This window comes from Promicromonospora iranensis, assembly GCF_028994775.1.
Taxonomy (GTDB): Bacteria; Actinomycetota; Actinomycetes; order Actinomycetales; family Cellulomonadaceae; genus Promicromonospora; species Promicromonospora iranensis_A.
In genome coordinates this window covers 1-24,889 of record NZ_JAJQMN010000006.1, presented here as the reverse complement: position 1 = coordinate 24,889, position 24,889 = coordinate 1, and the positions used below count along the sequence as shown (strand labels likewise).

Genomic DNA, 24,889 nt, shown 5'->3' with positions numbered 1-24,889 from the left:
GGCCCGGTCGCTGGCCCGGCGCGAGCTCAGCGGCGCTCGTCGCGCCAGTCGACCCAGGACTGGACGGTGCTCAGGTCGTAGTCCGGCCCGCTCGAGCCGATGGTGAGCAGGGTCGCCCCGGCCGCCACCAGAGCCTCGCCGGTCGCCTCCGGCGGGCCGCTGACCCCCACCGACCGCTCGACCAGCGCGGCGGTGTCCCGGCCGACGGCAGCCCCGTGCTCGTCAAGGATCGCGGACTTGGTCCGCAGGACGTCGACGTCGCCGAAGCTGTGCCAGACGTCGGCGTGCTCGGCCACGATGCGCAGCGTCTTCTTGACACCGCCGCCACCGATCAGGATGGGGATCTTCCGCTCGGGTGCCGGGTTGCCGGCGGCGAGGCGGGACTTGATCCGCGGCATGGCGTCGGCCAGGCTCGCGATACGGGACCCGGCGGTACCGAACTCGTAGCCGAACTGGTCGTAGTCCTTCTCGAACCAGCCCGCGCCCAGGCCCAGGATCAGGCGCCCGCCGGAGATGTGGTCGACGGTGCGTGCCATGTCGGCCAGCAGGTCCGGGTTCCGGTAGCCGATCCCGGTCACCAGCGCGCCGATCTCGACCCGATCGGTCTGCTCGGCCCAGGCGCCGAGCATGGTCCAGGCCTCGAAGTGCTTGCCGTCCGGGTCACCCGTGAGCGGGTAGAAGTGGTCCCAGTTGAAGATGACGTCGACCCCGATGTCCTCGGCGCGAAGCACCGCGTCGCGGAGGGCGGAGTAGTCGGCGTGCTGCGGCTGCAGCTGCAGCGCAATGCGGATGGGGCGATCGGTCATATCCGCAGCCTATGACGACGCCGAGCCTGTCGCGCTCGGCGGAGCCGGCCGGCCCCGGAGGCGTGTCGGTCACCCCGCGCGAGATGCCATGGGGCCGAGACTATGGGTGTGCCGCCGGTCGGCGACAACCGGAGATGACAGGAGCACGCATGCCGAACTACAGCACGTCCGCAGAGATCGACGCCTCGCCGGAGGCCGTATGGGCTGTCCTGTCCGACGTCGAGCACATGCCTGACTGGACGTCGTCCATGACGTCGGTGTCGATCATCGACGGGCCGAACCCGCCCGACGTCGGCACGCAGGTGCGGATCGAGCAGCCGAAGATGCCCCTCGCGGTCTGGCTGATCGACGAGTGGGACCCGCCCCGCCACTTCGCGTGGATCAGCGAGGCGCCCGGTGTGACCACGCAGGCGGAGCACCTGGTGGAGCGGCTGCCCGACGGCCGTTCCCGGGTGACGCTCGCGATCACGCAGACCGGTGGTCTCGCGTGGCTGATCGGCAAGCTGGCCATGGGGCGCACGCGTCAGTACGTCGACACCGAGCTCGCCGGACTCCGGGCCAGGTTGAGCTCGTAACCGGCCTCCCCAGGCCCCGGAGCTCGCCCGGAACGGGCTCGACCCGGGCAGGCTCGGGCAGGCTCGGGCGGAGCCAGGGCTCAGGCCCGGGTTGCCACCGCGAAGACCCGGCGGAACGTCAGCGGCGTGCCATAGCTGTGCTCCGGGTAGGCCTCCCGCAGCGCCGCGCCGAACTCGTCCTCGAACCGGGCGCGCAGGGCCGGGTCCATGACCTCCAGCGCTCGCAGCGTGGGCTGGGCACCGGTCGCCGAGATCCAACGCAGCACGGGGTCCGGCCCGTGCAGCAGGTGCGTGTAGGTGGTCTCCCACGTGTCGACCGTCCATCCCGGGCGCGCGAGGCGGTCCAGGTACTCGGCGGGGTCGGCGGTGGCCCGCCGTTCGACCGGCCCGACGACGCCGGCGTACGGGTCCCGCGCGGCGACCTCGCGCAGCAGGACGTGGCTGGGCGCATCGTGGTTCCCCGGGACCTGGAAGGCGAACGTCTGTGCCGCCCGGTCGGCGAGCGTCGTGAGCAGGTCGCGGTGCCCGGGCACCCACTGCAGCGCCGCGTTGCTGATGACGAGGTCGGCGGTGTGGTCGTCGGTGCTGAGGTCGCCCAGCACGTACTCGGTGCCGGGATCCGCGGCGCGGGCCCGCTCGATCATGGCGGGGGAGGCGTCGACGCCGGTCACGTGAGCGTCGGGCCAGCGCGCGCGGAGCACTGCCGTCAGGTGCCCCGGCCCGCACCCGAGGTCGACGATCGTGGCGGGTGTCCCGGGAACCCTGGCGACCAGCTCGGTGAACGGACGGGACCGCTCGTCCGTGTACTGCAGGTATGCGCTGGGGTCCCAGTCGGCCATGATCACTCCTCGTCGTCGAGTATCTTGACGTCAAGATACATGATGCGGGCGGGCCGGGGAACGCAGACGTGCCGCAGCCCAGCGATTGCGTCCGGAACGTTGGGCTGTTCCGGGCACAATCGCTGGGCTGCGGCGTCCGCGGCGTCCGCGGCGTCCGCGGCGTCCGCGGACGTCGGGACCGCTCGGTTGGTCGTGGTTATGCGACCTCGAGGTAGTCGATCTCCGCGAATGCCGTTCCCTTGCCGAGGCGGATGGTGTTCCAGCCCGCCTGGAGGGTCACGTCCTTCGTCGCCTGGCGCCAGGTGTCCCAACCGGTCACCGGATAGCTGATCGACCCGGCCGCCGTCCCGTTCACCGCGACCGTGTGTGAGGCGGTCCCGGCCGAGCCGTTGGCATAGCCGACGTGCAGCGAGTAGCTGCCGGTGGTGGGTACGTAGATCGAGCCGACGTCGACGGAGCTGTCGGCGTGGTCGATGTACGCGACGACCTTGCCGTCCGAGGCGCCGGCGGCGTTCGAGCGGACGGAGCAGTTGTTCAGCGTCCCGCGCTCGGCCTCGTAGCGGACGCGGCTGCCCCGCACCACGGGGTAGCCGTTGGCCCAGCCGAGGTCGGCGACGTACATGCCCCGACCACCCGCCGCGCGGTGCCCGTGGAAGACGAGCTTGTCGCCCCCGGCATCACGCAGCACGTCGGCGCCGCCAGGCCCGCCCACCGCGCCGTCGAGCGAGTCGGTGGTCATCAGGAAGCGGAACGCCTTGGTGTAGGGCCCCGTGATCGAGCTCGACACCGCATAGTTCGTGCCGTACTGGTTGGTCGTGTACGGGCCGGCCGAGTAGAACAGCACGTACTGGCTGCCCACCTTGGTGATGACCGGCGCCTCGATGATGCCCGCCTCGTCGGCCCGGTCGTTGCGCAGCACCTGGGTGGCGTTGCCCTGGAAGGTGATGCCGTCCGCCGCCACCCGCTGCACATGGATCCATGTCGTCGCGCCGATGGCGTTGCCGTCGTTCTTCCAGATCAGGTACCGCGTCCCGTCGCTGTCGACGAAGCTGGACGCATCGATCGCGCCGCCCGCGCCCAGCGGGCAGACGAGCGGCTGGGTGCCGACCGGCGCGAAGGGTCCGCCGGGGGAGTCGGAGAGGGCGGCACCGATGCACTGCCGTCCGGACGCCGCGTGCCAGGCCGTGTAGTAGAGCAGGTAGCGGCCGTCGGCGCGGCGGGAGACGTCGGGCGCCCACGTGCGACCCTCCTGCGCCCACGCGCCGAGGTCCGGCAGCGCGTCGGTGGACCGGTAGGTCCACGGTCCGTCCGGGTCGGGCGCGGTGGCCCAGGGCAGGTTCTTGCCCTCGTTCGTCGCGTACGCGTAGTAGATGTCCCCGAACTTCGACACGTCGGGGTCAGGGAAGTCGCGGTCGAGCACCAGGCTCGGGCGCACGGCCGCCTGGGCGGAGAGGTCGTCACCCGCGATGGCGGCGGTTCCGGACCGGGCGGGGGTGTTGGTGCCGCCTGCGGGAGCTGCTGCTGCGGAGCTGGTCGTGAGGAGCCCGAAGGCCAGAGCGGCGACGGCGGTGCCGGCGACAAGAGCACGGGAGAAGCGAGGAAGTACCACGTTGAACCTCCGGGCGAGAGAAAACTCGACGGGTGAATTGTCGCGACTGGGCAATTCGCTGTAAAGGCCCAGGGCGCGCTGAACTCGCCCGCCGGAAGATTCGCTCCAACGTTAGACCCGGTGATGGGGCACGTGGGCGCTGAGATCGGTCGCCTGCATCAGCCGTTCCCCGACTTCGGTCCGTTGCTCTGAGATCGGTCAATCAACCGACCGATCTCAGAGCAACGGACCGAAGTCACGGAGTCCGCACCGAGTCAGAGCAACGGACCGAAGTCATGGCGTCCGCGTCGAGAGGGCTCGGCTCACGGGACGAGCAGCACCTTGCCCGTCGTGCCCCGCCCCTCCAGCGCCGCGTGCGCCGCACCGGCGTCGGCCAGCGGGAGGGTGGAGCCGATGTGGACCTTCAGGTCACCCGACGCCGCGGACCCGAGCACCTCGGACGTACGCCACTCGAGCTCGCTGCGGCTGAGCGCGTAGTGGGCGATCGTCGGCCGGGTGAGGAACAGGGAGCCGGCCTTGTTGAGCCGCTGCGGATCGAAGGGCGGCACCTGGCCCGACGCCCCGCCGAACAGCACGAGCATCCCGCGCGGGCGCAGGGAGGCGAGCGAAGCCTCGAAGGTGGCCCGGCCCACGCCGTCGTACACGACGTGCACGCCCTGGCCGTCGGTGAGCTCGCGCACGCGGGCCGGAAGCTCCGCCGTGAGGTCGTCCATCGCCGCGTAGTCGATGGTGTGCGCAGCGCCCGCCGACGCCGACAGCTCTGCCTTCTCCGCGGTCGAGACGGTGGTGATGACCCGCCCGCCGCGCGCGACGGCGAGCTGGGTGGCCAGCAGGCCGACGCCGCCCGCGCCCGCCGTCAGCAGGACGTCGTGCTCCGGACCCACCTCGAACGTGGACCGTACGAGGTAGTGCGCGGTGATGCCCTGCAGGGGCAGCGCGGCAGCGGTCGTGAGGTCCAGCCCGTCGGGTACCGGCACGACGCCCGCGGCGTCCACGGCCACCAGCTCCGCGTAGGAGCCGTGCCCGTCGTGCCAGGCCACGCGGTCACCGACCGCGAAGCCCGTGACGTCGTCGCCGAGCGCCTCCACGGTTCCGGCGCCCTCGACGCCCGCCACGTGCGGGTACTCCATGGGGTAGACGCCGGAACGTCGGTAGGTGTCGATGAAGTTCACGCCGGCTGCTGCGACGCGGACCAGGAGCTGCCCCGGACCCGGCGTCGGATCGGGGAGCTCTGTGTAGGACAGGACCTCGGGGCCGCCCGCCTCACGGGCTACGACTGCATGCATGAGCCGAGCCTATGTCGCAGGGTGAGGAGAGCGTCGGGGGTCAGGTTTCGCCGGGCTGCATAACTATGTATAGTGCGGAATATGTCCAGCAGCCAGCTCATCCGAGTCGCCGTCGCCGGCGCGTCCGGGTACGCGGGAGGGGAGGTTCTGCGCCTCCTCGCGGCCCACCCCTTCGTCGAGATCGGCACGCTCACCGCGCACACCAGTGCGGGGTCGAGCCTCGGCGAGGTCCAGCCGCACCTGCGCGGCCTCGCGCACCGCATCCTCGAGCCCACCACGCCTGACGCGCTGCGCGGGCACGACGTGGTGGTGCTGGGCCTCCCGCACGGCGCGTCGGGACAGGTGGCCGCCCAGCTCCCGGACGACGTCCTCGTCGTGGACCTCGGGGCCGACCACCGGCTGGAGTCGGCGAGCGACTGGGAGCAGTTCTACGGGTCCACGCACGCGGGCACCTGGCCCTACGGCCTGCCCGAGCTGATCCATGCCGAGACATCCGGCGCCGACCTCACGACCGCCGCCCGCCAGCGCGACAAGCTGGCCGGCGCGCGCCGTATCGCGGTGCCCGGCTGCAACGTCACGGCCGTCACCCTCGGGCTGCAGCCCGGCGTCGCGGCGGGCGTGGTGGAGCCGACCGACATCGTGGCGGTGCTGGCCAACGGGTACTCCGGGGCGGGCAAGGCCCTCAAGCCGCACCTCCTCGCGAGCGAGGCGTTCGGCGCCGCGCAGCCGTACGCCGTGGGCGGCACCCACCGGCACATCCCGGAGATCCGGCAGAACCTGCGGGCCGCCGGCGCGCCGGAGGTGAGCATCAGCTTCACGCCCACCCTCGTGCCGATGGCGCGCGGCATCCTCGCCACGGCGACCGCCCCGCTCGCCAAGGGCGTCGACCCGGAGCAGGTTCGCGCCGCGTGGGAGACCGCGTACGCCGACGAGCCGTTCGTGCACCTGCTCCCCGAGGGCCAGTGGCCCAGCACCGCGATGACGCTGGGCGCCAACACGGCGTGCGTGCAGGTCGCGGTCGACGCCGCGGCGCGCCGCGTGGTCACGATCACCGCCATCGACAACCTCGTCAAGGGGACCGCCGGCGCCGCCGTCCAGTCCATGAACCTCGCCCTCGGCCTGCGGGAGACCGCCGGCCTCATCACCGAAGGAGTCGCACCATGACCGGGGGAGCACAGTGAGCGTCACCGCAGCACAAGGGTTCCGGGCGGCAGGGGTCACGGCCGGCCTCAAGGCGTCCGGTACACCGGACCTGGCACTCGTCGTCAACGACGGCCCCGAGCACACCGCCGCCGCGGTGTTCACGAGCAACCGCGTGGTCGGTGCGCCCGTGATGTGGTCGCGTCAGGCGGTCAAGGACGGCGTCGCCCGCGCGGTGGTGCTCAACTCCGGCGGCGCCAACGTGTGCACCGGCCCGGGCGGGTTCCAGGACGCGCACGCCACCGCGGAGAAGGTCGCCGAGGAGCTCGGGATCGGCGCCATCGACGTGCTGGTGGCGTCGACCGGGCTGATCGGCGTGCGGCTGGCCGCCGACAAGCTCCTGGCGGGCATCCCCGTCGCCGTCGGCACCCTCGCGTCCGACGACGCAGCGGGCACGGCCGCCGCCACCGCCATCATGACCACCGACACGGTCGCGAAGACGGCGGTCCGCACCGTCGAGACCCCGCAGGGCACCTTCACGGTGGGCGGCATGGCCAAGGGCGCCGGCATGCTCGCGCCCGCCCTCGCGACGATGCTGTGCGTGGTGACCACCGACGCCGTCGTCGACGCCGCGGACGCCGACGCCGCCCTGCGCGCCGCGACCCGGGTCACCTTCGACCGCGTCGACTCCGACGGCGCCATGTCCACCTCCGACACCGTGGTCCTGATGGCCTCGGGCGCCACGGGCGTGCTGCCGGACCTGGACGTGCTCACCGAGGCCGTCACGGCGATCTGCGCCGACCTCGCGCGCCAGCTCGTGGCCGACGCCGAGGGTGCCTCCCACGACATCGCCATCACCGTCACGAACGCCACCACCGAGGACGCGGCGCTCGCCGTCGCCCGCGCCGTGAGCCGGTCCAACCTGGTCAAGGCAGCGGTCTTCGGCAACGACCCCAACTGGGGCCGCATCCTGTCCCAGGTCGGCACCGTGCCGGAGGAGGTCGCGCCGTTCGACCCGGCCGAGCTCGACGTGAGCATCAACGGCGTGCTCGTCTGCAAGGCGGGCGGCGCCCACGAACCGCCGGAGAAGGTCGACATGGCCGCGGCGCGCGACGTCACGTTCACCATCGACCTGCATGCCGGCGACGCCGAGATCACACTCTGGACCAACGACCTCACGCACGACTACGTCCACGAGAACAGCGCGTACAGCTCATGAGCAGCGACATCGTCAACGGGCTGCGGCCCGACCAGAAGGCCGAGGTCCTCATCGAGGCCCTGCCCTGGCTGCGCGAGTTCTCCGGCGCGCTCGTCGTCGTCAAGTACGGCGGCAACGCGATGCTCGACGCCGGGCTCAAGGCCGCCTTCGCCCAGGACATGGTGTTCCTGCGGCAGGTGGGGCTGCGGCCCGTCGTCGTGCACGGCGGGGGACCGCAGATCAACGCGATGCTCGACCGTCTCGGCATCGCCTCCGAGTTCAAGGGCGGACTGCGCGTCACCACACCCGAGGCCATGGAAGTGGTCCGCATGGTCCTGACCGGCCAGGTCAGCCGCGAGCTGGTCGGCCTGATCAACGCCCACGGCCCGGTCGCCGTCGGCCTGTCCGGCGAGGACGGCGGCCTGCTCGGCGCCGAGCGCCGCCACGCCGTCGTGGACGGCGAGCCCGTCGACGTCGGCCTCGTGGGCGACGTCGTCCAGGTCGACCCGCGCGCCGTGGAGGACCTGCTGCAGGCCGGCCGTATCCCCGTGGTGTCCACCATCGCCCCCGACAAGGACGACCCCACCCAGGTGCTGAACGTCAACGCGGACACCGCGGCCTCGGCGCTCGCGGTGGCCCTGGGCGCCAAGAAGCTCATCGTGCTGACGGACGTCGAGGGGCTGTACACCTCGTGGCCCGACAGGGGCTCGCTGGTGGAGCGGATCACGGCGCCCGAGCTGTCCGAGCTGCTGCCCAGCCTGGAGTCCGGGATGGTGCCGAAGATGGAGGCGTGCCTGCGCGCGGTCGAGGGCGGCGTGGCCGCCGCGACGGTCATCGACGGCCGGCAGCCGCACAGCGTGCTGCTCGAGGTCTTCACCACGCGGGGCAACGGCACGATGGTCGTCCCGGCCGCACCACAGGTCGAGCCTGTCGGGACCCTGGAGAGGGGCAGCAACGCATGAGCACGGTGATCCCCCAGGACGCCTCGGCTCTGTCCGCCAACGGCTCGGTCGCCGCGTGGACCGAGCGGTACACGGGCGCGGTGATGGACACGTTCGGCCCGCCGCAGCGGGTGCTGGTGCGTGGTGAGGGCGCGTACGTGTGGGACGCGGACGGCAAGCGGTACCTCGACCTGCTCGGCGGCATCGCGGTGAACTCGCTGGGCCACGCCCACCCGACCCTCACCGCGGCGATCAGCGCCCAGCTGGGCACGCTCGGGCACGTCTCGAACTTCTTCGGCACCCCCGCCCAGATCGCGCTCGCCGAGACGCTGCTGCGCGCGGCCGAGGCGCCGGACGGGTCGCGGGTGTTCCTGACGAACTCGGGCACCGAGGCGGTCGAGGCGGCGTTCAAGATGACGCGCCGGGTCGCGTCGTCGTCCGGGGTGGGGACCCGCACGCGGGTGCTCGCGCTGGAGGGCGCCTTCCACGGACGGACGATGGGCGCCCTCGCGCTGACCGCGAAGCCTGCCTACCGGGAGCCCTTCGAGCCGCTGCCCGGCGGTGTCGAGCACCTGCCGTTCGGTGATCTCGCCGCCCTGGACGCGGCGTTCTCGCCGCAGGCGATCGCCGAGCGCGGCGAGGTGGCGGCACTGGTCGTCGAGCCCGTGCAGGGTGAGGCCGGCGTGCGGTCCCTGCCGCCGGGCTACCTCGCGGCCGCCCGCCGGCTCACCACCACGCACGGCGCGCTGCTCGTGCTGGACGAGGTCCAGACCGGCATGGGCCGGTGCGGCTCCTGGTTCGCCTACCAGCAGCCCGAGATCGGCGGGGGCATAGTGCCCGACGTCGTCACGGTCGCCAAGGGTCTCGGCGGCGGCTTCCCCGTCGGCGCGGTGATCGCGTACGGCGCCGCCGCGAACCTGCTCGGACGTGGGCAGCACGGCAGCACGTTCGGCGGCAACCCCGTGGCCGCGGCGGCAGCGCTCACGACCATCGGCGTGATCGAGCGGGACGGCCTGCTGGCCAACGTGCGCGAGGTCGGGGCGCTGCTGCGCCAGGAGATCGAGATGTGCGGAAGCCCGCTCGTGAAGGAGGTCCGCGGGCGTGGTCTGCTGCTCGCGATCGTGCTCCACGAGCCCGTGGCGCCGCAGGTGGCCAGGGCGGCCCTGGAGGCCGGGTTCATCGTGAACGCCGTGGCCCCCGACGCCATCCGGCTCGCGCCGCCCCTGATCCTGACCGCCGAGCAGGCGATGGACGCCGCGCGCTTCTTCGCGACCCTGGCGGTCGAGCCTGTTCCTCCGGTGGTCGAGCCTGTCGAGACCCCTTCCGACCAGTCCGAGGAGGACGACGCATGACCCGCCACTTCCTGCGCGACGACGACCTGACGCCGGCCGAGCAGAAGGCCGTCCTGGAGCTCGGCCTCGCCCTGCGCGAGGACAGGTACCTGAGCCTGTCGAAGGACGGCCGGCGCCCCCTGGAGGGTCCGCGCGCCGTCGCGTTCATCACGGACAAGCCGACGCTGCGCACCCAGGTGTCGTTCGCGGCGGGTATCGCCGAGCTCGGGGGATTCCCGCTTGTCGTGGACGGCAACCTCGCCAGGATCGGTGTGCGCGAGTCCATCGCCGACACCACACGGGTCCTCGACCGGCAGGTCTCCGCCATCGTGTGGCGCACGTTCGGCCAGGACCGCATCGAGGAGATGGCCGCCGTCTCGCGTGTGCCGATCATCAACGCCCTGACCGACGACTTCCACCCGTGCCAGATCCTCGCGGACCTGCTCACGGTGGCGCAGCACCGCGGGCTCGACGCGCTCCCGGGCAGCACGTTCGCCTACGTGGGCGACGCCGCCAACAACATGGCGAACTCGTACCTGCTGGGCGGCGCGACGGCCGGCATGCACGTGCGGGTGGCCGGCCCGGATGGCTTCCTGCCCGACGCCGCGATGGTCGCCCGGGCGCGTGAGATCGCCGGCGAGACGGGCGGGTCGGTGACCGTGACGACGTCGGCCAAGGAGGCGGTCGCGGGGGCCGACGTCGTGGCCACCGACACCTGGGTGTCGATGGGTGACGAGGACGAGGCCGAGGAGCGCGCCAAGCCGTTCTGGGACTACCAGCTGAACGCAAAGCTGCTCGCGAGCGCCGCCCCGCACGCCCTGGTGCTGCACTGCCTGCCCGCCTACCGCGGCAAGGAGATCACCGCCGACGTGATCGACGGCCCGCAGTCGGTGGTCTGGGACGAGGCCGAGAACCGCCTGCACGCGCAGAAGGCGCTGCTGGCCTGGCTGCTGGAGCAGGGCTGATGGTCACACGACAGACGGCGACCACCGCGACCACGAAGGCCGCCCGGCACGCCCGCATCATCGAGATCGTGCTCCGCAACGCCATCCATTCCCAGGCGGAGCTGGCCGACGCGCTGGCGGCCGACGGCGTGAGCGTCACGCAGGGCACGCTCTCGCGTGATCTCATCGAGCTGCAGGCCGAGAAGGTGCGCGGCTCGGACGGCGCGCTCGTCTACGCGGTTCCCGGTGAGGGCGGGGACCGCAGCACACAGTCGGACGCGAGCGAGGAGTACTTGTCCGCGCGACTGGCCCGGCTGGCCAAGGAGCTGCTGGTCTCGGCCGAGTCGTCGGGCAACCTCGTGGTGCTCCGAACCCCGCCGGGGGCAGCGAACCTGCTGGCCTCGGCGATCGACCACTCGGTGTTCCCGGGGATGCTCGGCACCATCGCGGGCGACGACACGATCCTCGTCATAGCGCGGGACGCCGACGGCGCCGCGCTGGCGGGACGCTTCCTCGCGCTCAGCACCTGAAGATTGTCTGCAGGCAGACAAGCATCGTAATGACACCACCACCGGAAAGAGATCGTCAATCATGACTGAACGCGTCGTGCTCGCCTACTCGGGCGGCCTGGACACCTCCGTCGCCATCGGCTGGATCGCCGAGGCCACAGGGGCCGAGGTGGTCGCCGTGGCCGTCGACGTCGGCCAGGGCGGCGAGGACATGAACGTCATCCGCCAGCGCGCGCTGGACTGCGGCGCCGTCGAGGCGTACATCGCCGACGCGCGCGACGAGTTCGCTGCGGAGTACTGCATGCCCGCCCTGCGGGCCAACGGCATGTACCTCGACCGCTACCCGCTGGTCTCCGCCATCTCCCGGCCGGTCATCGTGAAGCACATGGTGCGCGCGGCCCGCCAGTTCGGCGCCTCGACCGTGGCGCACGGCTGCACCGGCAAGGGCAACGACCAGGTCCGGTTCGAGGTGGCCACCACCTCGCTCGCGCCCGACCTGAAGTCGATCGCCCCGGTGCGCGACCTCGCGCTGACCCGCGAGAAGGCCATCGACTACGCGGAGAAGCACGACCTGCCCATCGCGACGACGAAGAAGAACCCCTTCTCCATCGACCAGAACGTGTGGGGCCGCGCCGTCGAGACGGGCTTCCTCGAGGACATCTGGAACGAGCCCACCAAGGACGTCTACTCCTACACGGACGACCCGACCTTCCCGCCGGTGGCGGACGAGGTCATCCTCACCTTCGAGCAGGGCGTCCCCGTGGCGATCGACGGCGTCGCCGTCACGCCGCTGCAGGCGATCCAGGAGATGAACCGCCGCGCCGGCGCGCAGGGTGTCGGCCGCATCGACATCGTCGAGGACCGGCTCGTGGGCATCAAGTCCCGCGAGGTCTACGAGGCTCCCGGTGCGATCGCGCTGATCGCCGCGCACCAGGAGCTGGAGAACGTGACGATCGAGCGCGAGCAGGCGCGCTTCAAGCGGCAGGTGGAGCAGCGCTGGAGCGAGCTCGTGTACGACGGCATGTGGTTCTCGCCGCTGAAGAAGTCGCTCGACGTCTTCATCGACGACACCCAGAAGTACGTCTCCGGGGAGATCCGCATGGTGCTGCACGGCGGCCGGGCCACCGTGACCGGACGCCGCTCGGAGCAGTCGCTGTACGACTTCAACCTCGCGACCTACGACGAGGGCGACGCGTTCGACCAGTCGCAGGCCCGCGGGTTCATCGAGATCTACGGTCTCACCGCGAAGCTCGCCGCTGCGCGGGACGAGAAGTTCGGCAACGGCGTGGACCTGGGGGTCGGGGCACTGTGACGGAGCACGACGGCACAGGGCAGGACGGCGCCGGTAACGACGGCGCAGGCAAGGACGTCGAGCAGTCGGCGTCCGGCACCGTCGGCGCGCACTCCGGCGAGAAGGTCGCCCTCTGGGGCGGCCGGTTCGCCGGCGGGCCGGCGCCGGAGCTGGCCGCGCTCTCCCAGTCGACGCACTTCGACTGGAAGCTCGCGCCCTACGACATCGCCGGCTCGAAGGCGCACGCCCGGGTCCTGGCGGGCGCCGACCTGCTCACGGGGCCGGAGCTCGCCCGGATGATCGACGCCCTGGACATGCTGGAGCAGGACGTCGCCTCGGGCGCGTTCCTCCCGGTGCTCGACGACGAGGATGTGCACACCGCCCTCGAGCGCGGCCTGCTGGAGCGCGCGGGGGACGAGCTGGGCGGCAAGCTCCGCGCCGGCCGGTCCCGCAACGACCAGATCGCCACGCTGGTGCGGCTCTACCTGCGCGACCAGGCGAGGGTCATCGCCGCGCAGGTGCTGGACCTGGTGGACGAGCTGATCACCCAGGCGGACGCCGCGGGCGACGCACCCATGCCGGGCCGCACCCACCTGCAGCACGCCCAGCCCGTGCTGCTGGCGCACCACCTGCTGGCGCACGCCTGGCCGCTGCTGCGTGACGTCGACCGGTTCATCGACTGGGACGTGCGGGCCTCGAAGTCGCCCTACGGCTCTGGTGCGCTCGCAGGCTCGTCCCTCGGCCTGGACCCGGCGGCGGTGGCCGCTGACCTGGGCCTGGAGGGCGGCCCCGTCGAGAACTCCATCGACGGCACGGCATCGCGTGACGTGGCGGCGGAGTTCGCGTTCGTCGCGGCGATGATCGCCGTCGACCTGTCGCGGATCGCGGAGGAGGTGATCCTCTGGAACACGAAGGAGTTCGGGTTCGTCCGCCTGGACGACGCGTACTCGACGGGCTCGTCGATCATGCCGCAGAAGAAGAACCCGGACATCGCCGAGCTCGCTCGTGGCAAGGCCGGCCGGGTGATCGGCGACCTCGTGGGGCTGCTCACCACGCTCAAGGGCCTCCCGCTCGCGTACAACCGCGACCTGCAGGAGGACAAGGAGCCCGTGTTCGACCAGGTCGCGACGCTCACGACGGTGCTGCCCGCCTTCTCGGGCATGGTGCGGACGATGGTCTTCGACACGGACCGCATGGCGGAGCTCGCCCCGCAGGGCTTCTCGCTCGCCACCGACATCGCCGAATGGCTCGTCCGGCAGGGCGTCCCGTTCCGGGTCGCCCACGAGGTCGCGGGCGCGTGCGTGCAGGAGTGCGAGGCGCGCGGCATCGAGCTCTGGGACCTGTCCGACGAGGACCTTGCCACGATCTCGGCGCACCTCACGCCCGAGGTGCGCGGCGTGCTGTCCGTCGAGGGCTCGCTCGCCTCGCGCGACGGCGTGGGTGGCACCGCGCCGGTGCGCGTCCGGGAGCAGATCGAGGCGGCGAAGGAACGCTCGACGGAGTACCGCTTCTGGGCCCAGCCGTAGTAGTCCTGTCCGCTTCGCTGTCCGTTTCGCTGCCAGCCCAGCGTTTGTGCCCGGAACCCACGTGGGTTCCGGGCACAAACGCTGGGCTGGCGGATCAACCCGGTGGGGAGTCGTGTGATGAGTGTTTCGCCTGGGGTGCTTGGAGGGCTGCTGGACCGGATCCGGTCCGCCGACGCGCGGCTCGTGTGCGTCGACGGACCAGCCGGTTCCGGCAAGACGACGCTGGCCGCCCAGCTGGCCGACGCGTTGGAAGCCCCTGTGATCCACATGGACGACCTCTACGAGGGCTGGGCCGGTGGGCCCGACGCCGGGGCTGCGAACCTCCGCCGGTGGGTCCTGGACCCGCTGGCGGAGGGGGAGCCTGTCCGGTATCAGCGGTACGACTGGTACGCGGACGACTGGGCCGAGTGGCACGACGTCCCGCGGTCGGCCCACCTGGTGGTGGAGGGCTGCGGCGCGGCCGCGCGCCAGGTGGACGCGCTGGGCGCGCTGCGCATCTGGGTGGAGGCCGACGACGCCGAACGGCTGCGCCGGGGTCTGGAGCGGGACGGTGAGGATGCGCGCGACCACTGGCTGCGCTGGATGACCGACGAGGCCGGCCACTACGAGCGGGAGGACACCCGGGAGCGCGCTGACGTGCGGCTGGACGGGTTCGGCGAGCCGCTCGACGAGGCGTAGATCCGATACATAGATCTGCTAGGCCTAGATCTGCTAGGGTTTCAACCCTAGAAGATCTAGGCATAGGAGTGCTGTGCACATCGACAAAGATCTGGTCGCGGCGTCGGCCACACCGCTCGTCCTCGGCATCCTGGCCGACGGCGAGTCGTACGGTTACGCGATCGTCAAGCGCGTCAACGAGCTCTCCGGCGGCCGCATGCAGTGGACCGACGGCATGCTCTACCCCCTCCTGCACCGTCTCGAGCGGCTCGGGTACGTGGAGGCGAGCTGGGGCACGTCCGAGGCCGGCCGCCGCCGCAAGCACTACGCGATCACGCAGGCCGGCAGGGAGACCCTCGCCGACCGGCAGCAGCAGTGGTCAGTGGTCGCCGACGCCCTGAAGCAGGTGTGGCAGGACGTCCAGCGCCCGCCCACCGTCGCCGAAGGGTGGGCATGATGAGCACCAACCCCGAGCTCGAGGCACAGATCGACCAGTGGCGCGGCTACGTCCAGCGCCGTCGGGCCATCTCGGCGAGCGACGTCGAGGAGATGGAGGACCACCTGCGTGAACAGGTGACCGACCTGACCCGCACCGGGCTCGACGACGACGAGGCGTTCCTGGTCTCGGTCAAGCGCATGGGCAACCTCGACGAAGTCTCCCGTGAGTTCGCCCGCGAGCACTCCGACCGGCTGTGGAAGCAGCTCGTGCTCGTCCCCGAACCGTCCGACGGCGGTGCGCGGTCCTGGCGCGAGCTCGGCGTCGTCCTGGCACTCGCCCTCGGAGCGGGTGCCGCGGTCAAGATCGGGGTCGAGCTGTTCGCGGACGAGATGGTCGTCCTGCGCAACATCGGGCTGCTCGTGCTCCCGTTCCTCGCCGGCTACTTCGCCTGGAAGCGCAAGCTGACCTGGAGGGTCGGCGCGGCGCTCCTTCTCCCGTTCGCCCTGCTCGCGGTGGTCCTGAACGTCTACCCGTTCGAACCGGACGGCTCGACCCTGTTCCTCGCCGCCAGCCACTCGATCGTCGCCCTGTGGGCGCTGATCTCGGTCGCGTACGCGGGCGGCCGATGGCGGTCGGACGCGCGCCGGATGGACTACGTCCGCTTCACCGGCGAGCTCGCGATCTACTTCGTGCTGATCGCGCTCGGCGGGGGAGTGCTGATCGGGCTCACGCTCGGCACCCTCTCTCTGGTCGGCGTCGACTTCGAACCGGTCCTCGAGTCCTGGATCCTGCCGTTCTGCGTGCCCGGCGCCCTCATCGTCGCGGCCTGGCTCGTCGAGGCCAAGCAGAACGTGGTCGAGAACATCGCGCCTGTCCTGACCCGCGTCTTCACGCCGCTGACCATCGTGATGCTGCTGGTCTTCCTCGGCGTCTTCGCGACGACCGGCGGTCTGCTCGACGTCGACCGCGAGCTGCTCATCCTCATGGACATGGTGCTCGTGCTGGTCCTGTGCCTCCTGCTCTACTCGATCTCCGCCCGTGACTCGCTCGCACCGCCCGGGCTGTTCGACGTGCTGCAGCTGGTGCTCGTGGTCGCGGCGCTCGCCGTCGACGCGGTCACCCTGAGCGCCATGCTGACCCGGATCGCCGAGTTCGGGTTCAGCGCCAACAAGGCTGCGGCCCTGGGGCTGAACCTGGTGCTGCTGGTGCACCTGGCCTGGTCGGCCTGGCTATCGGTCGGGTTCCTGCGGGGCAAGCGCCCGTTCGACCCGATCGAGCGGTGGCAGACCCGGTACCTGCCCGCGTACGCCGGGTGGGCGCTGGTGGTGGTCGTGATCTTCCCGCCGGTCTTCGCGTTCGCGTAGCGGGTCCGTGCATGATCGGAGCATGAGCTCTTCCGACGGCGCCCCCGGCAGTGTTCCCGGTAGGGACTGGTACGCGCGGCCAGTCCTCGACGTCGCCCGGGACCTGCTGGGGGCCACGCTCACCCGGCGCACCGCCGACGGCGTCGTCTCCCTGCGCCTCACCGAGGTCGAGGCGTACGACGGCGCCACCGACCCGGGCTCGCACGCCTATCGCGGCCGCACCCGGCGCAACGCGACGATGTTCGGCGAGCCCGGTCGGCTGTACGTGTACCGCCACCTGGGCCTGCACCACTGCGTCAACGTCGTGTGCGGGCCGGACGGGGAGGCGTCGGCGGTGCTGCTGCGGGCGGGAGAGGTCGTCGACGGCGCAGACCTGGCCCGCTCGCGCCGCCTCGCCTCCGGCGTCGCGCGGACCGACCGCGACCTCGCGCGCGGCCCGGCCCGCCTGGCGGTCGCCCTGGCCCTCGACCTGTCCGACGACGGCGCCGACGTCACCGCACCCGACGGTGCGGTGGTGCTCAGCCGCCCGCCGGCCGAGCCCCGCTCGCCGGCAGAGTCCGACCCGCTTGCCGAGCGTGACCCGCTTGCCGAGCCCGGTCCGCTGGTCGAGCCTGTCGAGACCCCCGCCGTCCGAACGGGCCCGCGCGTCGGCGTGAGCGGCGACGGAGGCCGTGCCGACCTGTTCCCCTGGCGCCTCTGGCTGGACGGCGAGCCGACGGTGTCCGTCTACCGCCGCGCACCCCTGCGCGTCTGAGCGGCGTGGGCGGTCATGGGCCGGCATCCGTAAGGCGTACCTGCTGAACGCCGGACTCGTGCGCCGGGAGCGCCGCATCGTCCTGCCGGTCCTGGCACGCGATGAACAGGAACAGGACCACAAGTGCGACAACCAGGAGGCCCATGCCGCTACCACCGCCGGGTGGGCGGAAGCCGCCACCTCCGGGGCCTCGATCGTTGTTGCCGCCGCCGTAGCCCTGCGGGGGACCGTAGCCCCCGCCGTCGTGGTCGCTCATGCCGCTGGCCTCATCCGGTTGTCGTGGCGCGGAGAAGAAGTGAACGGTCTCGCCCAGGCAGATCAGGTAGAACGACGAACAGGGCACCCAGCGTACCGAGTGCCCTGCGACGGTCTTGGCGTTGGGAAGTGCCCGCGCCGGTCGGGGCTCCCGACGTGCGGGAGCCCTCTATCTCACCGGCTGCCGGGGTACGTCTCCTGCAGCACGCGGGCGAGGTGTCGCACGATCTCGCGAGGGCCCGACCGTGCGGTGCCCTGCTCGACGTCGCTGTTGTAGTTCGTGTTGGTGTTCACGTCGTACGTCAGGACGCGGCCGTCGGCGGTCCGGATGTTCTCGATGCCGGCGATCTCGATGCCGTGCCGCTCCGTGAACTCGAGGTACCTGGCCACCACAGGGTCGTCGTAGCCCTCGCGCTCGGAGAACAGGCCCCATTCCTCGTCGGGTGCCATGGAGATGGTCGCGCCGACCGGCGGGATCGGACGGCCGGTCTCCGGGTCGATGGCACAGGCGTCTGCCGGGCAGAGCTGAAAACCGCCACGCTCGGTGTCGCCGCGGACGGCGTAGACCATCTCGCCGCCCACGATCTCCACGCGGGTGATGCCGCCGTCGGCCGCGACGACGTACTCCTGGATCAACGTGATGCCGTCCACCGGCTCCTCGTACTCGTCGGACCCGACGTGGTCGGCGAGGTCGTCGAACGAGTCGAACTTCCGCACCCCGAGGCCCTTGCCGCCCTGGTTGTGCTTGGTGACGAACGGGGTGGGGAAGCCCTGCGCGGCCTTCAGCACCTGGTCCCGCCCGACGGCGGCCACCGTGCGGGGCGTGTCGATCCCGGCGGCACGCAGCGCCGTGAGCTGGTCCACCTTGCTGACCTCGAGCTCGAGCACGCGGCGGCCGTTGACCGTGCGGCGGCCGTACGCCTCCAGCCAGGACAGCACCGCGCGCGAGTAGTCCTTGGTGAGGCCGTGGTCCCGCGTGTGGCTGCTCGCCGAGATGCGGGACCAGAAGATGCCCTCCGGCGGTGCCTCATCGAGGTCGAGCACCCCGTCGGTCAGCACCCACTCCTCGTACTCGACACCTTCGGCCGCGAACGCCTCGGCGAACGGCGGGAACCACTCGGGGTTCTCGTGCAGGGCATAGATCTTGGGGGTGCTCACAGGAACCTTCCGAACGCACGGCTGCCGGCTATGGAACACATCAATACTGGCATGCGGTCCGCGCCGGTCGGCTGTGTCCTGCGGCACACGAGCCGTGGACGGTGCCGGACCGCGGACCGCCTCGGCGGTCCTCCGGATCCGGCACCGTCCGCGTGCCGCTCGGGCTACCGGCGCTCGGGTCCTGGCGCCGCGGTGGCGTCGACCGTCTCGCCGACGGTCTCCGCGACCGTGTCGCCGATCGGCCCCCCGGTCGCGTCACCGTCCGCCCCGGTCTCCGCGGCGGTCTCGCCGGCCGGTTCCGGCGCCGTGTCGACCTGCGCGAGGGAGCGCCGGGCCGCAGGCAGCGCCAGGATCGCACCCAGCACGACGACCAGCAGGATGCCCGCGAGGACCAGGAGCGTCTGCACGGAGTACCGGTCGGCCAGCGGCCCGAACACGACCATGGACAGCGGCATCGCCACCGTCATGACGATCCCGACGAAGCCGAACACCCGGCCCTGCATCTCGGGCTCGACCCGCTCCTGGATGATCGTGAACGCCGGGGTGTTGAGCGCGGAGAACATGATGCCGATCAGCAGACCGAGCCCGAAGAACACCCACATGTTCGTGGACACACCCAGGCCGGCGACCAGCACACCTGTCAGGAGCACGGCGCCGACCATGAGGCGCACGCGGCGCTTGATCCGCGGTCCGAAGCTGGCCATGAGCAGCCCGCCCAGCAGCATGCCGCCGCCCCAGAACAGCTCGTTGGCGGTCAGCTTCCACACCTCGTCGCCGAAGGTGCGGGTGACCATCAGCGGCGTCAGATAGCTCGGCGCCCCGACCAGGAACATGACCAGCGCGAACAGCGCGACCAGCCACTTCACCGGGGCGTTCGAGCCGATGTACCGCACGCCCGCCACGAGGTCACCGAAGTAGCTGACCGGACCGTTCTCGGCGTCGGACCGGACAAGCCGCGGCACGGTGACCATCGCGAGCATGCCCACGCCGATCAAAGCGGTCGCGGCGTCGACGAAGAACACCGCGACGATGTCGAAGGACGCGTAGACCACCGCGGCGAGGGCCGGCGCGAGCAGCATCATCCCGGACTGGATGGACTGGAACATGCCGTTGACGCGCATCAGCTGGTCGGCCGGTGTGATCTGGGGGATCATCGCGCCCACCGCCGGCGTCTGGATGCCGGCGAACACGGATCGTACGGCGAGCGCCAGGTAGATGACCCACAGGTCGTCGACGCCGCTGAGCATGAGCAGCGCCAGCCCGAGGGTCACGACGGCGATCGTCGTGTCGGCGCCCATGATCAGGAGCTTGCGCGAGTGCCGGTCGGCCCACACTCCGCCGAAGATCGACATGAACGCCTGCGGCAGCATGCCGAACACGATGCTCATCATGAGCACCGCGCCGGACCGGGTCTCGATGGTCAGGTGCCACATGACCGCGAACATCACGAGCATCGACCCGAGGAGGGAGACGGTCTGTCCGGTCAGGAACAGCGCGACGTTCCGCTTCCAGTGGGGCATGTCGATGTCGCTCATGGCTCAACTCTGCCTGACGTGATGGCCGGAGGAAGAGGCTTTTTCAGGTTCATGCAACGTCCGACGACGGGGCGTGCCAGAACTCATCGGGTAGGGAATACCCCGGGTGTGCCGGGGCGGGCCTGTTCTCATGCCCCTACCCTTGTTCCTCAACTTTGGTTGAGGTCAAGACTCGCGCCTGGCGCGCCCTGCGCACGTCGTCGGGCAGACTATGACTCACGGCCTGTCCTGGCCGCGAGACACGATCAAGGAGCAACCACGGTGACCGACATCCTCGACGAGCTGCAATGGCGAGGCCTGGTGGCACAGTCCACCGACGAGGCCGCGCTGCGTTCTGCACTGTCGGAGGGCACCGTGGACTATTACGTGGGCTTCGACCCCACCGCGCCGTCCCTGCACATCGGCAACCTGGTCCAGATCCTGACCGCGCGCCGGTTGCAGGACGCGGGGCACCGCCCCACCGCGCTGGTCGGCGGCGCGACCGGGCTCATCGGCGACCCCAAGATGGCCGGCGAGCGCACGCTCAACGATCCTGAGGTCGTCGCCGGATGGGTGGAGCGGATCCGCAAGCAGATCGAGCCGCTCCTCATCTGGGACGGGCCGAACGCGGCCAAGATGGTGAACAACCTCGACTGGACCTCGGGCCTGTCGGCGATCGCGTTCCTGCGCGACATCGGCAAGCACTTCCGGATGAGCACCATGCTGGCCAAGGACACGGTGGCACGGCGCCTGGGTTCGGACGAGGGCATCAGCTTCACCGAGTTCAGCTACCAGGTGCTGCAGGGCATGGACTTCCTGGAGCTGTACCGGCGGCACGGGGTGACCATGCAGACGGGCGGCAACGACCAGTGGGGCAACCTGCTGGCTGGGGTCGAGCTGATCCGCAAGGCGGAGGGGGTGAGCGCGCACGCGCTCACGACACCGCTGATCACCAAGGCGGACGGCACCAAGTTCGGCAAGACCGAGGGCGGCGCCGTCTGGCTCGACCCGGACATGACGAGTCCGTACGCGTTCTACCAGTTCTGGCTCAACCAGGCCGACGCCGACGTCGTGAGCTACCTCAAGGTGTTCACGTTCCGGTCGCGCGAGGAGATCGCGGAACTCGAACGCGAGGTGGCTGAGCGGCCCTTCGCCCGCGAGGCCCAGAAGGCGCTCGCGGGCGACGTCACCACACTGGTGCACGGCGCCGATGCCACGGAGGCGGTCATCGCGGCGAGCCAGGCGCTGTTCGGCCGCGGTTCGCTCGAGGACCTCGACGCCCGCACCCTCGACGGTGCGGTGTCCGAGCTGCCGCGCGTGACGGCCAAGGCCGGTGACCTGATCGTCGACCTGCTCGCGGGCTCGGGGATCGTCGCCTCCAAGGGCGAGGCGCGCCGTGCGGTCAAGGAGGGCGGCGCCTACGTGAACAACGTCAAGGTCACCGCCGAGGACCAGGCCCTGACGGCGGAGGACCTGCTCCACGGCAGGCACGCCGTGCTGCGCCGGGGCAAGAAGACCCTGGCGGTCGCGACGTCGGAGTGACGTCCTCCGACCGGGGGTGCCGGTAGCGCGACGGCGGTCGCTCGCTGACAAGCGGGCGGCCGCCGTTCGCATGTCCGGAGACTGTGTTGAGCCTATTCTTGCCCGATTCCGGGCAAGAAATTGCTATTGGCGATCCGGATGGGTCAGGCTCGTCGGCATGAGGACGTCTTCCGACCTCGTCGCCCACGTGGCGGCGACCACAGCACTCACACCCGCCGAAGCGGCGAGGGTGATCGGCGACGTCGTCGCGTACTACGCCACGCCGGTCGAGGACGTCGTCCGCCGGCGGCATGCCGAGCTGAAGACCCACGGCGCCAAGAACCCCGAAATCTTCGCGCGCATCGCCGCCGAGCTCGAGCACCGCGTCGTCGCGGCACCCCAGCTCAGCGAGCGGCAGCTGCGCCGGATGATCTACGGCTGAGCCGGCTCGGACGAACACACCCCCGAAGGAGCAACAGCATGTGCGGAATAGTTGGTTACGTCGGCGGCCAGAACGCGGCCCCGCTGCTCGTCGAGGCGCTCGGGCGGTTGGAGCACCGAGGGTACGACTCGGCGGGCGTCGCCGTCGTCGGATCCAGGACACGGGTGGCCAAGCGGGCGGGGCGGGTCCGCGACCTCGCCGAGGTCCTGCCCAAGCGGATGTCCGGTCAGGTGGGCATCGGCCACACCCGCTGGGCGACGCACGGCCCCGCGACCGACGTCAACGCCCACCCGCACACCGACGAGAGCGGCGCGGTGGCGGTGGTGCACAACGGCATCGTCGACAACGCCGCCGCACTCCGCGCACGCCTCGTCGACCAGGGTGTGACGCTCGCGAGCGACACCGACTCGGAGGTGTTCGCCCATCTCGTCGCGCTGTCCACCGCCGACACGCTGGAGGGCAAGGTCGTCGACGCCCTGGACGCGGTGGAGGGGACCTACGGCCTGGCGGTGGTGCACGCGGACTTCCCGGACCGGGTGGTCGTGGCCCGGAACGGGAGCCCGCTGCTGGTCGGGGTGGGGGACAAGGAGATGTTCGTGGCCTCCGACCTGGCGGCGCTCGTTCGCCACACCACGACGGTGGCCCACCTGACCGACGGCGAGCTGGCGACCGTCACGGCGTCAGGCTTCACGACGTTCCGCCGCGACCTGACGCGGACGCAGACGACGGCGCGCGAGGTGGACGTCGACCCCAGCGCCTACGAGCACGGGCTGGTCGACGGCCGCCCGCGCATGTACACGGAGATGCTCGAGCAGCCGGCCAGCGTGGAGCGCGCGCTGCGCGGGCGGCTCGACGAGCGGTTCGCCACCGCCCACCTGGGCGGTCTCGAGATGGACGCCCGCGAGCTGCGCGCCGTCCGACGGGTCAAGATCCTGGGCTGCGGGTCCGCGTACTACGTGGGACAGATGGGCGCCTCGCTGATCGAGGAGCTCGCCCGCATCCCCGCCGACGCCGAGGCCGCCAGCGAGTTCCGGTACCGCAGCCCGGTGATCGAGCCGGACACCCTGTACGTGGCGGTGAGCCAGTCGGGCGAGACCATCGACACGCTCCTGGCCGTGGAGGAGATCCGGCGCAAGGGCGGCCGGGTCATCGGCCTCGTCAACGTGGTCGGGTCCGCGATCGCCCGCGCCTGTGACGGGGGGATCTACCTCCACGCCGGCCCGGAGATCGCCGTCGCCTCCACCAAGGCGCTCACCACGATGTTCGTGGGCTTCGCCCTGCTGGCCCTGCAGCTCGGGCGGGTGCGGGACCTGTCCGTCGCGGACGGACGCCGTCTGGTGGCCGGCCTGCAGAACCTGCCGGCCCAGATCGAGCAGGTGCTCGAGGGTGAGGAGCGGATCGCGCAGGCAGCCAAGGCGCTCGCGACGGCGGAGAGCCTGTTCTTCGTGGGCCGGGTGCGCGGATACCCGGTCGCGCGCGAGGGCGCGCAGAAGTTCAAGGAGATCAGCTACCGGCACGCCGAGGCGTACCAGATGTCGGAGCTCAAGCACGGGCCGCTCGCGCTCATCTCGCCCGAGGTGCCCACGGTCGCCATCGTTCCTGACGACGAGCTGACCGACCGCAACGTGGCGGCCCTGCACGAGATCGCCGCCCGCGGCGGCCCGCTGGTCGTCGTGACGCATCCCGGCGTCGACCTGGGTGAGCTGCAGGCCGAGCGGATCGACGTGCCCCGCAACGAGCGGGAGCTCGACCCCCTGCTCCTCACGGTGCCGCTGCAGCTGCTGGCGTACCACGCGGCCCTGACCCTCGGGCACGACGTCGACAAGCCGCGGAACCTGGCCAAGTCCGTCACCGTGGAGTGACGGGTGGGCCCGCTGCGGCATGGCTGGTCCGTGCCGCGGCGGGCCATGCCGTGCCGTGCTGTGCCCGGACAAGGGACACCAGTGTGGGACCACGGTGGTGCACTGGCACTGGCACTGGCACTGGCACTGGCACTGGCATGCCGGCGACCCGCGCGAGGGGCGCTCCAGGCCGTTCTCCGGCGGTTCCTGGGGCGGCGCAGAGCCCCAGGAAGAGCCGATTTGGCGCGAGGGCTGGTTGCTGTGTACTGTTCCGGTTGTTCGCCCGACAGGGAGGCACGGACAGGAAGCGCGAACAGCGCAACTGGCCGGTCCCGGGGTGGAAACCAACCCAGATCTCGTAGTAGCCTTGTGCGCTCCGGAACTGGGCGGGGGCTTGTCAGATCGCCTCCCAGACTCGGATCCTGATCGGGATCCTTGCGGCGGGGAACGTGATAGGGTAAGTTACACAGGTTGCCTCCGAACGGCAGATCGAGCGGCTAGCGCCGCGAACTGCTGGGAGGCGTCCCTACCTCGCCAGATCGTCGAAGCTAACGCTTCGCACGGTGGCTAAAATGGGTACCGGAATTCATTCGGAAGATCGAAGAATTCCCTCGGCCAGCAGGCCGGCGGGGATTTGGAAAAGTCCGAATGAGCCTGGTAAGTTAGAGGAACTGCCCCGGACAGGGAAGCGATCGGAAAGATTGCGACTTTGACGGTGTGCGTCGGTTGTTTGAGAACTCAACAGTGTGCTTGATAGTCAATGCCAAATGTTTTAACCCTTGTCGGGTGTGGCTTTGCTGACCGTCCGGTTGGTGGGGTTGCATTGTCGCGAGGGGTTGTTTGGACGGACACAAATCATCAGATTTGTATCTGGCCGGTATCATTGTTCATGCTCGCCTTTTGGGTGGGTGTGGATGTTTCTCTTTTACGGAGAGTTTGATCCTGGCTC

23 protein-coding genes are annotated in these 24,889 nt (G+C 70.9%); 16 read left to right on the top strand and 7 right to left on the bottom strand.

The annotated features are described in order from the left end of the window. Positions 1-26: 26 nt before the first annotated feature. Positions 27-806, bottom strand: a complete 780-nt coding sequence (locus LUU90_RS12255) for an LLM class F420-dependent oxidoreductase (RefSeq protein WP_275003713.1) — start codon at positions 804-806, stop codon at positions 27-29. Between the two features lie 149 nt (positions 807-955). On the opposite strand from LUU90_RS12255, the gene LUU90_RS12250 reads away from it, so the two are divergent. Further along, positions 956-1,381 carry an SRPBCC family protein gene (locus tag LUU90_RS12250; protein WP_275003712.1) on the top strand — a complete coding sequence of 142 codons (426 nt, stop codon included), beginning with the start codon at positions 956-958 and terminating at the stop codon, positions 1,379-1,381. Positions 1,382-1,461: 80 nt separating this feature from the next. Here LUU90_RS12250 and LUU90_RS12245 read toward each other — a convergent pair whose 3' ends face one another. From LUU90_RS12245 to LUU90_RS12235, 3 genes are all read right to left on the bottom strand, one after another. Beyond that, entirely contained in the window at positions 1,462-2,220 is a 759-nt protein-coding gene (locus tag LUU90_RS12245) for a methyltransferase domain-containing protein (protein ID WP_275003711.1), read from the bottom strand. Positions 2,221-2,416: 196 nt separating this feature from the next. Further along, positions 2,417-3,829: a family 43 glycosylhydrolase gene (locus LUU90_RS12240; protein ID WP_275003710.1), complete on the bottom strand. Its 1,413-nt coding sequence runs from the start codon at positions 3,827-3,829 to the stop codon at positions 2,417-2,419. Positions 3,830-4,131: 302 nt separating this feature from the next. Next, positions 4,132-5,115 carry a quinone oxidoreductase family protein gene (locus tag LUU90_RS12235; RefSeq protein ID WP_275003709.1) on the bottom strand — a complete coding sequence of 328 codons (984 nt, stop codon included), beginning with the start codon at positions 5,113-5,115 and terminating at the stop codon, positions 4,132-4,134. An 81-nt stretch (positions 5,116-5,196) separates the two neighbouring features. Between LUU90_RS12235 and argC the strand changes: the two genes are divergently transcribed. The 12 genes from argC to LUU90_RS12175 all read left to right on the top strand — a co-directional run bounded on the left by argC (position 5,197) and on the right by LUU90_RS12175 (position 17,209). After that, positions 5,197-6,279: an N-acetyl-gamma-glutamyl-phosphate reductase gene (argC, locus tag LUU90_RS12230; protein WP_275003708.1), complete on the top strand. Its 1,083-nt coding sequence runs from the start codon at positions 5,197-5,199 to the stop codon at positions 6,277-6,279. Between the two features lie 13 nt (positions 6,280-6,292). After that, positions 6,293-7,474, top strand: coding sequence for a bifunctional glutamate N-acetyltransferase/amino-acid acetyltransferase ArgJ (gene argJ / locus LUU90_RS12225; protein ID WP_275003707.1), 1,182 nt, complete (start codon positions 6,293-6,295; stop codon positions 7,472-7,474). Then, a complete protein-coding gene (argB, locus tag LUU90_RS12220) occupies positions 7,471-8,415 on the top strand; it encodes an acetylglutamate kinase (protein WP_275003706.1) in 945 nt (314 codons plus the stop codon). Before argJ ends, argB begins: the two co-directional genes overlap by 4 nt. Beyond that, entirely contained in the window at positions 8,412-9,746 is a 1,335-nt protein-coding gene (locus LUU90_RS12215; RefSeq protein ID WP_275003705.1) for an acetylornithine transaminase, read from the top strand. The genes argB and LUU90_RS12215 overlap by 4 nt, the downstream gene beginning before the upstream one ends. Continuing rightward, positions 9,743-10,690 (top strand): ornithine carbamoyltransferase, encoded by a 948-nt coding sequence (gene argF / locus LUU90_RS12210; protein ID WP_275003704.1) that lies wholly within the window; start codon positions 9,743-9,745, stop codon positions 10,688-10,690. Before LUU90_RS12215 ends, argF begins: the two co-directional genes overlap by 4 nt. Beyond that, positions 10,690-11,199, top strand: coding sequence for an arginine repressor (locus LUU90_RS12205; RefSeq protein WP_275003703.1), 510 nt, complete (start codon positions 10,690-10,692; stop codon positions 11,197-11,199). Before argF ends, LUU90_RS12205 begins: the two co-directional genes overlap by 1 nt. A gap of 61 nt (positions 11,200-11,260) precedes the next feature. Beyond that, complete coding sequence (locus tag LUU90_RS12200) at positions 11,261-12,490, top strand: argininosuccinate synthase (protein ID WP_275003702.1); 1,230 nt, start codon at positions 11,261-11,263, stop codon at positions 12,488-12,490. Continuing rightward, a complete protein-coding gene (gene argH, locus LUU90_RS12195) occupies positions 12,487-13,995 on the top strand; it encodes an argininosuccinate lyase (RefSeq protein WP_275003701.1) in 1,509 nt (502 codons plus the stop codon). The genes LUU90_RS12200 and argH overlap by 4 nt, the downstream gene beginning before the upstream one ends. A gap of 117 nt (positions 13,996-14,112) precedes the next feature. Next, entirely contained in the window at positions 14,113-14,673 is a 561-nt protein-coding gene (locus tag LUU90_RS12190) for a uridine kinase family protein (RefSeq protein ID WP_275003700.1), read from the top strand. A gap of 73 nt (positions 14,674-14,746) precedes the next feature. Next, positions 14,747-15,109, top strand: a complete 363-nt coding sequence (locus LUU90_RS12185) for a PadR family transcriptional regulator (protein WP_275003699.1) — start codon at positions 14,747-14,749, stop codon at positions 15,107-15,109. Continuing rightward, positions 15,109-16,455 carry a permease prefix domain 1-containing protein gene (locus tag LUU90_RS12180; protein WP_275003698.1) on the top strand — a complete coding sequence of 449 codons (1,347 nt, stop codon included), beginning with the start codon at positions 15,109-15,111 and terminating at the stop codon, positions 16,453-16,455. Before LUU90_RS12185 ends, LUU90_RS12180 begins: the two co-directional genes overlap by 1 nt. 22 nt (positions 16,456-16,477) lie before the next feature. Continuing rightward, positions 16,478-17,209 (top strand): DNA-3-methyladenine glycosylase, encoded by a 732-nt coding sequence (locus tag LUU90_RS12175; protein WP_275003697.1) that lies wholly within the window; start codon positions 16,478-16,480, stop codon positions 17,207-17,209. Positions 17,210-17,222: 13 nt separating this feature from the next. Here the strand turns inward: LUU90_RS12175 and LUU90_RS12170 are convergent, their stop codons facing one another. The 3 genes from LUU90_RS12170 to LUU90_RS12160 all read right to left on the bottom strand — a co-directional run bounded on the left by LUU90_RS12170 (position 17,223) and on the right by LUU90_RS12160 (position 20,157). Then, positions 17,223-17,465 (bottom strand): hypothetical protein, encoded by a 243-nt coding sequence (locus tag LUU90_RS12170; protein ID WP_275003696.1) that lies wholly within the window; start codon positions 17,463-17,465, stop codon positions 17,223-17,225. Positions 17,466-17,638: 173 nt separating this feature from the next. Continuing rightward, on the bottom strand, positions 17,639-18,622 hold the full coding sequence (locus tag LUU90_RS12165; protein WP_275003695.1) for an ATP-grasp domain-containing protein: 984 nt from the start codon (positions 18,620-18,622) through the stop codon (positions 17,639-17,641). A 164-nt stretch (positions 18,623-18,786) separates the two neighbouring features. Beyond that, positions 18,787-20,157 carry an MFS transporter gene (locus tag LUU90_RS12160; protein ID WP_275003694.1) on the bottom strand — a complete coding sequence of 457 codons (1,371 nt, stop codon included), beginning with the start codon at positions 20,155-20,157 and terminating at the stop codon, positions 18,787-18,789. A gap of 261 nt (positions 20,158-20,418) precedes the next feature. Here LUU90_RS12160 and tyrS point away from each other — a divergent pair, with 261 nt between their 5' ends. The 3 genes from tyrS (at position 20,419) to glmS (ending at position 23,961) form a co-directional block, all read left to right on the top strand. Next, positions 20,419-21,678, top strand: coding sequence for a tyrosine--tRNA ligase (gene tyrS / locus LUU90_RS12155; RefSeq protein WP_275003693.1), 1,260 nt, complete (start codon positions 20,419-20,421; stop codon positions 21,676-21,678). Between the two features lie 157 nt (positions 21,679-21,835). Next, a complete protein-coding gene (locus LUU90_RS12150; RefSeq protein WP_275003692.1) occupies positions 21,836-22,099 on the top strand; it encodes a hypothetical protein in 264 nt (87 codons plus the stop codon). Between the two features lie 38 nt (positions 22,100-22,137). Then, positions 22,138-23,961 (top strand): glutamine--fructose-6-phosphate transaminase (isomerizing), encoded by a 1,824-nt coding sequence (gene glmS, locus LUU90_RS12145; RefSeq protein WP_275003691.1) that lies wholly within the window; start codon positions 22,138-22,140, stop codon positions 23,959-23,961. The last annotated feature ends 928 nt before the right edge of the window (positions 23,962-24,889 follow it).

What these genes read in the sequence shown, in the direction of transcription:
- LUU90_RS12190 (WP_275003700.1), top strand. Translation starts at nt 14,113, where the DNA reads ATGAGTGTTTCGCCTGGGGTGCTTGGAGGGCTGCTGGACCGGATCCGG.
- LUU90_RS12205 (WP_275003703.1), top strand. Translation starts at nt 10,690, where the DNA reads ATGGTCACACGACAGACGGCGACCACCGCGACCACGAAGGCCGCCCGG.
- argB (WP_275003706.1), top strand. Translation starts at nt 7,471, where the DNA reads ATGAGCAGCGACATCGTCAACGGGCTGCGGCCCGACCAGAAGGCCGAG.
- LUU90_RS12180 (WP_275003698.1), top strand. Translation starts at nt 15,109, where the DNA reads ATGAGCACCAACCCCGAGCTCGAGGCACAGATCGACCAGTGGCGCGGC.
- LUU90_RS12150 (WP_275003692.1), top strand. Translation starts at nt 21,836, where the DNA reads ATGAGGACGTCTTCCGACCTCGTCGCCCACGTGGCGGCGACCACAGCA.
- LUU90_RS12160 (WP_275003694.1), bottom strand. Translation starts at nt 20,157, where the DNA reads ATGAGCGACATCGACATGCCCCACTGGAAGCGGAACGTCGCGCTGTTC.
- LUU90_RS12175 (WP_275003697.1), top strand. Translation starts at nt 16,478, where the DNA reads ATGAGCTCTTCCGACGGCGCCCCCGGCAGTGTTCCCGGTAGGGACTGG.
- LUU90_RS12170 (WP_275003696.1), bottom strand. Translation starts at nt 17,465, where the DNA reads ATGAGCGACCACGACGGCGGGGGCTACGGTCCCCCGCAGGGCTACGGC.
- LUU90_RS12235 (WP_275003709.1), bottom strand. Translation starts at nt 5,115, where the DNA reads ATGCATGCAGTCGTAGCCCGTGAGGCGGGCGGCCCCGAGGTCCTGTCC.
- LUU90_RS12255 (WP_275003713.1), bottom strand. Translation starts at nt 806, where the DNA reads ATGACCGATCGCCCCATCCGCATTGCGCTGCAGCTGCAGCCGCAGCAC.
- argF (WP_275003704.1), top strand. Translation starts at nt 9,743, where the DNA reads ATGACCCGCCACTTCCTGCGCGACGACGACCTGACGCCGGCCGAGCAG.
- glmS (WP_275003691.1), top strand. Translation starts at nt 22,138, where the DNA reads ATGTGCGGAATAGTTGGTTACGTCGGCGGCCAGAACGCGGCCCCGCTG.
- LUU90_RS12250 (WP_275003712.1), top strand. Translation starts at nt 956, where the DNA reads ATGCCGAACTACAGCACGTCCGCAGAGATCGACGCCTCGCCGGAGGCC.
- LUU90_RS12200 (WP_275003702.1), top strand. Translation starts at nt 11,261, where the DNA reads ATGACTGAACGCGTCGTGCTCGCCTACTCGGGCGGCCTGGACACCTCC.
- LUU90_RS12215 (WP_275003705.1), top strand. Translation starts at nt 8,412, where the DNA reads ATGAGCACGGTGATCCCCCAGGACGCCTCGGCTCTGTCCGCCAACGGC.
- LUU90_RS12245 (WP_275003711.1), bottom strand. Translation starts at nt 2,220, where the DNA reads ATGGCCGACTGGGACCCCAGCGCATACCTGCAGTACACGGACGAGCGG.
- argC (WP_275003708.1), top strand. Translation starts at nt 5,197, where the DNA reads ATGTCCAGCAGCCAGCTCATCCGAGTCGCCGTCGCCGGCGCGTCCGGG.